Genomic DNA, 8,486 nt, shown 5'->3' on the forward strand with positions numbered 1-8,486 from the left:
CGGCGGGTCCACCTGGGGCGAGCCCGCGCGCGGCAGAGCCACCGCCACCGGGGACGATGCCGCCCGGACCCGGGCAGCCACCGCTGGGAGCCAGCCCACCGGGGAGTCCGCCGCCAGGTGGGTGGGTGCCTCCCGAGACCACCGTGCGGATGGTGAGCGGGCCGGGAACCCCGCTGCCGGGTTCGCTGCGCACTCCAGCTCCGGGCACCGTCCGACAACCCACCCCCGGCGTGAGCCGCGAGCCGACCCCGCCTCCAGGCGGCCAGCCGCCGCCGCGTTCTGGCGGCCAGCCGCCGGCGGGTCCGGGCGGCCGGTCGCCGGCCGATTCCCCGGCCGGGTTCCTGGTCGAGCGCGGGGGAGCACGGCCGGGCCCGGCCGTGCCGCCGCCGGCCGGCCGGTCTGTGCCGCCGCCAGCCGGCCCGGCCGCCGCCGAGCCGTCGCGGCGCGGTGGGCGTGGCTGGTCGGCCACGGGCCGGCGGTCCCAGGCCGCGCCGGGCGCGGGGGCAACCGGCGGCGACGGCTCCGCCGCCGGACGTGACGTGGGCGGCGGGCGCGGTCAGGTCGGCGGTCGCCGGCGGAATGACCGCGGGGTGCCAGCCGAGCCCCCGGCCGGCGGCTCGGGTCCGGACCTGCACTTCATCAACGCCTTCACCGACACGATCGACCTGTCGGCGCTCCGGCGGCGGCTGGAGATGGAGGACGCGCCCGTCCCCGAGCAGACGGAGTACATCCCGCGCCTGTACGGGCGCGGCCGGCCCGAGGGCGATTCCGCGAGTACCCAGGTGGTAAACCGGTCCGGCATTCCCGGCGGCGGGTGGGACGCCCGCTCCGGCACGGCTTACGCCGGCCTCGAGGCCGGGGCACCCGCCCGGGCGGATCGTGATCGTGTCGTTGCGTCCCGGCGGGGCCTTCCGGCCACCGCCGCGGCCGGCGGGCAGTTCGACGAGGCCGCCGAGTACTCCGCCGACGTCCGGTCCGGGGCGCCGGACGCCCAGGACGAGGCCGTCGGCGGCGGGTCGACGAAGTCGAAGGCGATCTGGACCCTCGCTGACCAGGGGGTCTCCAGCGCCACGAACGCGGCGGTCTCGATTCTGATCGCCCATTACGTGGGCAAGACCGAGTACGGCGCGTTCGCCATTCCNTATCTGATCTTCTCGGTCATCATCGGTATTTCCCGGGCGAGCTGCTGTGTGCCGCTGGGAATCGCCTACGCGGGCCGGTCCGCCAGGGAGTTCCGGCACGCGGCCGGGTCGACCACGGGAGCCTGCCTTACCTTCGGTGCGCTGCTGAGCCTGCCGCTCATCCTGCTGGGAGCGCTCTTCGGCGGGTCGGTCGGTACCGGAATCCTGCTCATGGGTTTCGTCCTGCCCGGGCTTCTGCTCCAGGACGCGTGGCGTTACGTGTTCTTCGCGCAGGGCCGNCCGGCCAACGCGTTCCTCAACGACATCGCCTGGGCCGCGGTCCAGGTGATCGGGCTGTCGCTGCTCATCGAGCGCGGGGTGACGAAATCTCCGCCCATGCTGCTGGCCTGGGGGGTCTCCGCGCTGATCGCGGCTCTGCTCGGGGTGGCGCAGGCCGGGCTCTGGCCGGCACCGTCACGCGCATTCGCCTGGATTCGGGAGAACCGGTCCAACGCGACCAACCTGACGGCGGAGTTCATCACGGTGCAGGGCGCGCTGCAGGCGTCGATCCTGCTGATGGGGGCGCTGCACTCCGCGGAGATCGTCGGCGCGCTGAACGCGGTGCGCACGCTGCTCGGCCCGACCACGGTGATCGGGGTCGGGATCGTGAGCTTCGCGGTGCCGGAGCTGTCCCGCCGCATGGACATGTCCGCCCGGGCCCGCCAGCGCGCGGCGGTCGTGCTCTCGGCGATCGTGGTCGGGCTCGGGCTGCTGTGGAGCCTCATCTTCGTGCTGTTCCCGCAGGTCGGGGAGTTCCTGTTCAAGCAGAACTGGCCTGGCGCACATGCCATCCTGCTGCTTTCCGTCCTGCACTACGCCGGGACGGCGGTACCGACCGGGCCGGCCTGCGTGATGTACGCGCTGGGGAAGACCAGGACCACGTTCCGGATCAACCTGGTCATGGCGCCGATGCTGTTCACCCTGCCCATTCTCGGCCTGCTGCTGGGGGATGCCCCCGGTGCCGTGATCGGTTTCAACCTCGTGTTCTGGGGCATTGCGCCGGTGTGGTGGATCTTGCTGCGCAGGGTGGTCCGTGAGCACGAGGCGGCGCGCCTCGCCGTGCCCGTGGGCGGGAGCGTCACGAGTGGCGGCAGGGGTGCCGGGGATGCCCGTGGTGATGATTCCCGGGGTGGCGGTACCAGGGGTGGCGGGGATGTCGAGGCCGGGCGGCCCGGCGAGGCTGGAGGCCCCGCGGGTACTGGACCGCACGGGCTGGGGCCCGATTCGGGCGCGTTGACCGCCGGCCCGGACTCCAGGCCCGGTCGCGCCGCTCGAGGCGGTGGCCGCCACGCCCGGGACAGCGGCGTCCGGTTGCATCAGACTCCCGTGCCGGAGCACCCGGGATCGGGCGGGTCTCCGTTGGCGACGGACACCCCACCGCACACCCCGATGCCACCTCCACCGATCGGAGCACCTGTGCCGCCGGTGTCAGGACCACAAGGAAGCACGTGGACACAAACCGAGGGTGGAATTGTGCCGGAACGTTAGGTTGCGTCGACGCTATAGACCGCTTACTTTGCGCTATCGGCTATGCTCGCAAATCGGTTCCGTCAGATCTTTGGCCGTGGTCCATGCGACCGGCTTGACGCTCCAGTGGGGGGCCCAATTGACTCCGCTTCACCTGCCGCCGGGAGGGCCCGTGCGAGTGCAGGCCCACGCACGGCTGGCTGGCGTCTCGCGGCGCCGTAGAGCAACTGAGGCGGGTGTCAGATGAGTCGTTCCGGGCAGCCGGCCGAGGGCGGGCGGGCTCCGTCCGCACCGTCGCTGATCCGCATCATCAGACCGCGCTGGATGGTGATCGTCATCGCGACGGTCATCCTGGCCGCGCTCGCGATGATCTTCTCCAAGCAGCAGAAGGCCACCTATGAGGCCAGTTCTCGGATCTTCCTGAACACGACCCAGGCCGCCCTGGGTACGAACTCGGTGGACCCGTCCCGCTACATGCAGACGCAGGCCCAGCTCGCGACGTCCACGGCGACGCTGGACGTGATCGCCTCCAAGCTGNGGATCACGCGTGCGGACGTGATCGACCGGCTGGAGACCACCCCGTCGAACGAGGGCTACTTCTTCACCATCATCGGCACGGGCCCGAGCCAGCAGGCGGCCATCGACTTCGTGAACACCGCGAAGGACGCCTACATCAGCCAGCTCGGTGGGTCCAGCCCTGTCGACGCGCTCACCGCGGCACGTGACAGGAAGGCGCAGGAATACGACGCGCTGCAGCCCCAGATACGGGGTCAGGCCGACCCCGTGCTGGCGCAGAGATCCGATGTGCTGGGCAAGGAAGTGCAGGAACTCAACACCCAGATCGCCGCGGCCGGGCTCGGTGAGGTCACGGGCCCGACGACCACCGTGCGGCTGGCGGAGGCGCCTCGGTCCGACGGGCAGGTCGCGCCGAACCTGTTCCGCAACGTGCTGGTAGCCGCGCTGCTCGGCCTGTTCGGCTCCGTGGCCGGGTTGTGGATCATGTACCAGCGGCGCCCGACCATCCTCGACCCGCACAACTCGGCGGACCTGCTGGGCGTGCCGCTGATCGCCGACCTGCCGGCGAGCCGGACCAGTGCGAACGCNGCGGAGACCCTGGTCTCCGCGATGTCGGCGGTGATGTCGCCCACCAGCAAGGTGGTGGCGTTCACCCCCGCCTCGCGGACCGACCTCAGCTCCGAACTGGTGGCCGCGGTCGCGGCGGCCTGGTCGGACGACCAGGGCGTGGTCCTGATCCTCGACACCTCGGCGCAGTCCGAGGTGCGGGCCTCGCTAGAAGGGCTGCCCCGGCCCACCTCGGCGGAGCTGCCCCGCTGGGCACACGAGCCGACCTGCCTGGCTCGTTCCTCCGGCACGGGCCGCGGCCACATCCTTTACAACCGGGTCTCACCGGCCCGCGCCGCCCGGCCAGGCGGCCTGGCGCCGATTCTGGCGGACCGCGCGCCCGTGGTCGACCTCGTCATCCTGGTGACCGCGGCCCTCGCCGACCTGCCGATGACCGCCGCTTCGGCGATCCAGGCGGACGCGGTCGTCGTCATCACCTCACCTGACACCAACCTCAAGGAGCTTGAGCAGGTGCCGCGCGACTGGCCGGCGCTGGCCGAGCGGGTCGTCGGCGTGGTGCACGACGGCCGTACCGCGGTACGGCGCAACGCGGGCGCTGGCCGCGCTTCGTCCGCGACTTCGGTAGAGTCGATCACATCGGCCTCACCGATGGGCGCGGAGCCGCACGGTCGGGGGTCTCACGACATTGAGGCGACCGACCGCTACGCTCGGCCGGCGAACCGCTGAGAGGCGCGAGAACCGGGGCCGGAAGGCCACCACAGAGGCACGGTAAGGCAAGACGGTAAGGCAGTACAGCAAGAACCCCGCCCACGGTTCCACCGGTCGGGGAGGCGAGACCGCACCGAATGAGGGGCGGGCCAACCGGAATCTGGCAGAGTTCCGGCTGGTCCGCCCCTCGCTGTGTTGGGCAGGTGGGCAAGGCGGCAGGCGCGCTCGCCCACACTGGCCGCAAGGCGATGTCAGGCGGCGGTTGGTGCCAGCCGGATGGCGATGGCGGGCCGCGCGGGCCGCGCGGGCCGAAGGCCGCGGTCGGCCGGGAGCGCTGTGGGGTGGCGAGCGCTGTGGGGTGCGAGCGCTGTGGGGTGCGAGCGCTGTCAGTCGGGAACGCGGTGCGGGTGCCTGGCCGGCGCGGTGCGGGGCCGGCGCGGTGCCATGCCGGGCTTCGGGGGGCCGCGTCGAGCGCCTCGGGTGACGTGGCTGTCTGATCGGCGGGATATCGCGGCTGTTGGGCCGGCGGCGGGGTGCGGTGGGTGGCGGCTGCGGGCTGGTGTGGGGGGCGCACTGTGCCGGCTGTTCGATGTCCACGATCCCGTCGGTGGANGTCTGGGNTGGTGAAGATCGCGTCGTGGTGGGGCCACGGGGCTGCGGGTGCCCGGCGGGACCCCGCGGTAATGGGGCTGCCTGGGCTTTCAGCGCGCCGGCAGGCGCCGCGCAGCCGTCGCCCACCCGTGGGGCGTGGGTCCGGGAGGATTCGCTGACAGCGACTGAAGGGCTCCTTGTGTCCTTCACTCGCAGGGGTTGCGGCCCCTGCGTCACCGTGGTTGTCAAGACGTCTCGGCGGGAGACACGAACAGCTCTTCAGGTGCGGGATCGGCACTGCCGCGCTCGTGCTCGAAATGCTGACCATCGTCGTCAGATCACCGAACGCACTCGCCGTGAACCCGCCGCACCTCGCCCGCGCTCCCGCCGTGAACCCGCCCGCGCCGCGCCCGCGCTCCCGCCGAGCGCACTCGCCCGCGCCGCACCCCGCTCCCGCATCCGTCCAGCACCCCCACCCGCGCGAGTCCAGCATTCGCACGGGTCGAGATTTACGGTGTCGGCCTAGCCGTGACGCTGAGCCGGCGCCAGCATGGTCGAGGGAGGAGGCTCGGCCTGGCTGACCGACCGCGGGCGGCTCCACCGCTCGTCCTCAGGTGTGGTCGTGAACCAGGAGACCAGGAGCATGCCCAAGGTGATCACAACCGGGCTGAGCAGGCCACCGGACAACACGCTGTAGAAGACGAGGACCGAACCGGACAGCACGAACGACGGTGAGCCGCGTACGAACATGGCCACGATGAACGACAGGAACGCGACGGTGCCGATCACGCCGTACTCCAGCAGGAGTTTCGGTAGGAGGGCGTAGTTCAACGGCAGGCTGGTTCGCAGGAAGAAGGCGTGCGCGTCACGGTCGGCGAACCCGGGCCCGGAGCCGAACAGGACGGTCACCGGCGCATTGCCNAGCGCGTCCCAGGTCCTGGTGTAGGGCTGGACGAACCGCAGGCTTCCGCTGGAGTTGTCCGATGACGTCTCGGTCGCCCGCTCGGCGAAAACGTCGGCCGCCGGGGTGAAGCTGAGGACCAGCACGACAATGGCCACGCCGACGAATGCCGTCGTCGCGAACNGCGCACCCTTGTGCACCGAGAGCAGTACCAGGGCCACGGCGAGGAGCACGACGCCAGTTCCCGAAACGGTCGACAGCAGGGCCAGGATGTACAGAACGTAATGCCACCACCTGCCGCTGCGCAGTACACAGACGACAAGTCCGAACGCCAGGAACTGCGAGCAGAACGACGGTTCCAGGCAGATGAAGGCGTTCGACTTGTAGATGTCCGAGCCGTACTGCACCGGGTAGCTGGTGTTGAAGCCGTGCATCCGGTAGTCGGTCGGGATGAACTCGAGGACATCGGTGTACTGCCAGCCGACCAGCTGGATGGCGAACTGGAAGATCGCGAGCCCGGCGAGGACCGTCGTCACGGTCACGAACCGGTCGAGCAGCCGAGGGAAGATCGCCCGAGCGTCGGCCGGCACGAGACCGAAGCACAGCGGGATGTACGTCCCGATGAGCAGCACGAGCGAGGTGATGGCGCTGTCGTCGACCTCACGGAGGAAGGACACCGTCGCGGCCGCGCAGCAGGCGGTCATGGCCAGCAGGTAGGCGCGCAGGCGGCCGACGTTCAGCTGGAGGTCGCCGTGGTTCAGCATCACGACCACGGCGACGAGCGTGATCGGCAGGATGACCTGGAGCTGGGCGCCGGCGACCGGGATGGCGAGTCGCTGCAGGAAGATGTTCGCGCAGAGCAGGACCGTCAGCGTCTTCAGGATCCGCGCGTTGCCGGGCCGCCGGTCGACGACCTCGGCGGTGGGGATCACCCACGAGCGAGGAATCCTCGTGGTGAGGGTGGTGGTGACCACCTGTTCCGCCCCCGTTCCTGCCGCGTCGGCATGTCTGACCCGGGCCGCCCCGCTTCGCCGCCCGCGCCTGCTGGTTCCAGATGGCTGGCCTGGCCGACCGGCCGCCAGGCTCGGGGGTTGACGTGAACCTCGCGAGGGCGGTGTCGGCGAGTTGACGGCCGTGCGCCCGACGCGCGTGTCTGGTGTTGGCGTCGGGGCGACAGTGTATCGGTGTGCTGAATGCCGACCGGTGCCGACCGGTGCTGCCAGCTCTGGCCGCCCGCTGACCAGGTATGGTTAGCAAACCTCACGTCGCGTCATTGTTACGACAGGTAGAACCAGTTGGACGTGTCGAAATGATCGAAGAAGGGCTGCGACTGTGGGCACCTACTGAGACCGACCCGGATCTGACTTTCTCTACCGGTGGGAACACGCCGTTCCCCGTCCCCCGTCAGGCGGGCACGGAGCGTGGGGCGCAGTCCCATCCTTGAGCGGGCGGCGATGCTCGCGGCGGGCGCACGCCGCGGCGAGGCCCGCATCGTGAGGCGGGGCCACGGCCGTGCGGCCGGGCCGCGGCCTGTGAGGTGGGGCCATGGCCCGCTCCCTGCCGGGGCGGCGGCCTCCGCACCGTGGTAGCTCATCGGTTGATCATCAGGGCGCGGTGGTGCGCCAGCGACGGAGGTGGGGGCGTGGAAGGTCGCCGAGGTAGGTCCGGCGAGGCGGGCACTTCGGACGAACCGGCGACCGGCTCGGGGGGGTCCACCCACGACGGTTCCGGCGACGGGCCGGGCTCTGGTCCCGGGCACCGCCGCGGCACCCGCTCGCAGTGGGCCGCGGGACCGCCGGGCCCGCCGGGCGCGACCGGGCGGGCGCGCCAGCGCCGAGTCCTGCTGCTCGGCGCGGTCAGCGCGGTCGTCGCCGTGGTCGTGCTGGCGGTGGGCATAATCGTCTTCACCGGTGATGAGGAGAAGACTCCGACCACCCACCCGACCACCACCGGCGTGAGCTGGGTCTCGGGGGCCAATGCCAACCCGCCGAACGACCTCGCGGCCTGGGAGTCGTGGGTCGGCCGCTCCACCGACATCGCCATCCTGTTCACCTCCCGCGCGAACTGGGAGACGGTCACCCGTGACGACTGGCCGCTGGCCGATTTCCGCCCCCAGACCTACTCCGGGCAGGTGTCGATCGCACAGCCGCTGCTCGTCGAGGGCAGCAACGAGGCGGCCTGCGCGCGTGGCGAGTACGACAGCCACTGGCGCGACTTCGGCAACACGCTGGTGCGCAACGGCCGGCCGGACGCCATCGTCCGACTCGGGTGGGAGTTCAACGGCAACTGGTTCAAGTTCTGGGAGCCGAAGGACACCGGGACCTGGAAGGTCTGCTTCACCCGCGCGGCCGCGTCGATCCGCTCGACCGCGCCCCAGGTGAAGATCGAGTGGACCATGACCGCGCATCGGGACACCATGGTCAACGGGGACAACGTGTGGGATGCCTATCCCGGCGACGACGTCGTCGACATCATCGGTATCGACGCCTACGACAGCTCCCCGGCCTCGCTCACCCAGAAGATCTTCAACGAGCAGTGCAACCGGGACTCAGGGG

2 protein-coding genes and 2 pseudogenes are annotated in these 8,486 nt (G+C 71.1%); 3 read left to right on the forward strand and 1 reads right to left on the reverse strand.

The features are described 5' to 3' along the window. Nucleotides 1–2,891 precede the first annotated feature (2,891 nt). Nucleotides 2,892–3,185 (forward strand): Wzz/FepE/Etk N-terminal domain-containing protein (locus tag UG55_RS36670; protein ID WP_242424301.1); only part of this gene is annotated, 294 nt, incomplete at its 3' end. Nucleotides 3,186–3,752: 567 nt separating this feature from the next. Next, nucleotides 3,753–4,457 (forward strand): annotated as a pseudogene (locus UG55_RS36680) (lipopolysaccharide biosynthesis protein); the annotation flags it as partial. A gap of 1,095 nt (nt 4,458–5,552) precedes the next feature. Here UG55_RS36680 and UG55_RS36685 read toward each other — a convergent pair. Then, nucleotides 5,553–5,951 (reverse strand): annotated as a pseudogene (locus tag UG55_RS36685) (hypothetical protein); the annotation flags it as partial. Between the two features lie 1,622 nt (nt 5,952–7,573). Here UG55_RS36685 and UG55_RS13955 point away from each other — a divergent pair. After that, a partial coding sequence (locus UG55_RS13955; RefSeq protein WP_083986788.1) for a glycosyl hydrolase occupies nt 7,574–8,486 on the forward strand: 913 nt, incomplete at its 3' end.

Source organism: Frankia sp. EI5c, from assembly GCF_001636565.1.
Taxonomy (GTDB): domain Bacteria; phylum Actinomycetota; class Actinomycetes; order Frankiales; family Frankiaceae; genus Parafrankia.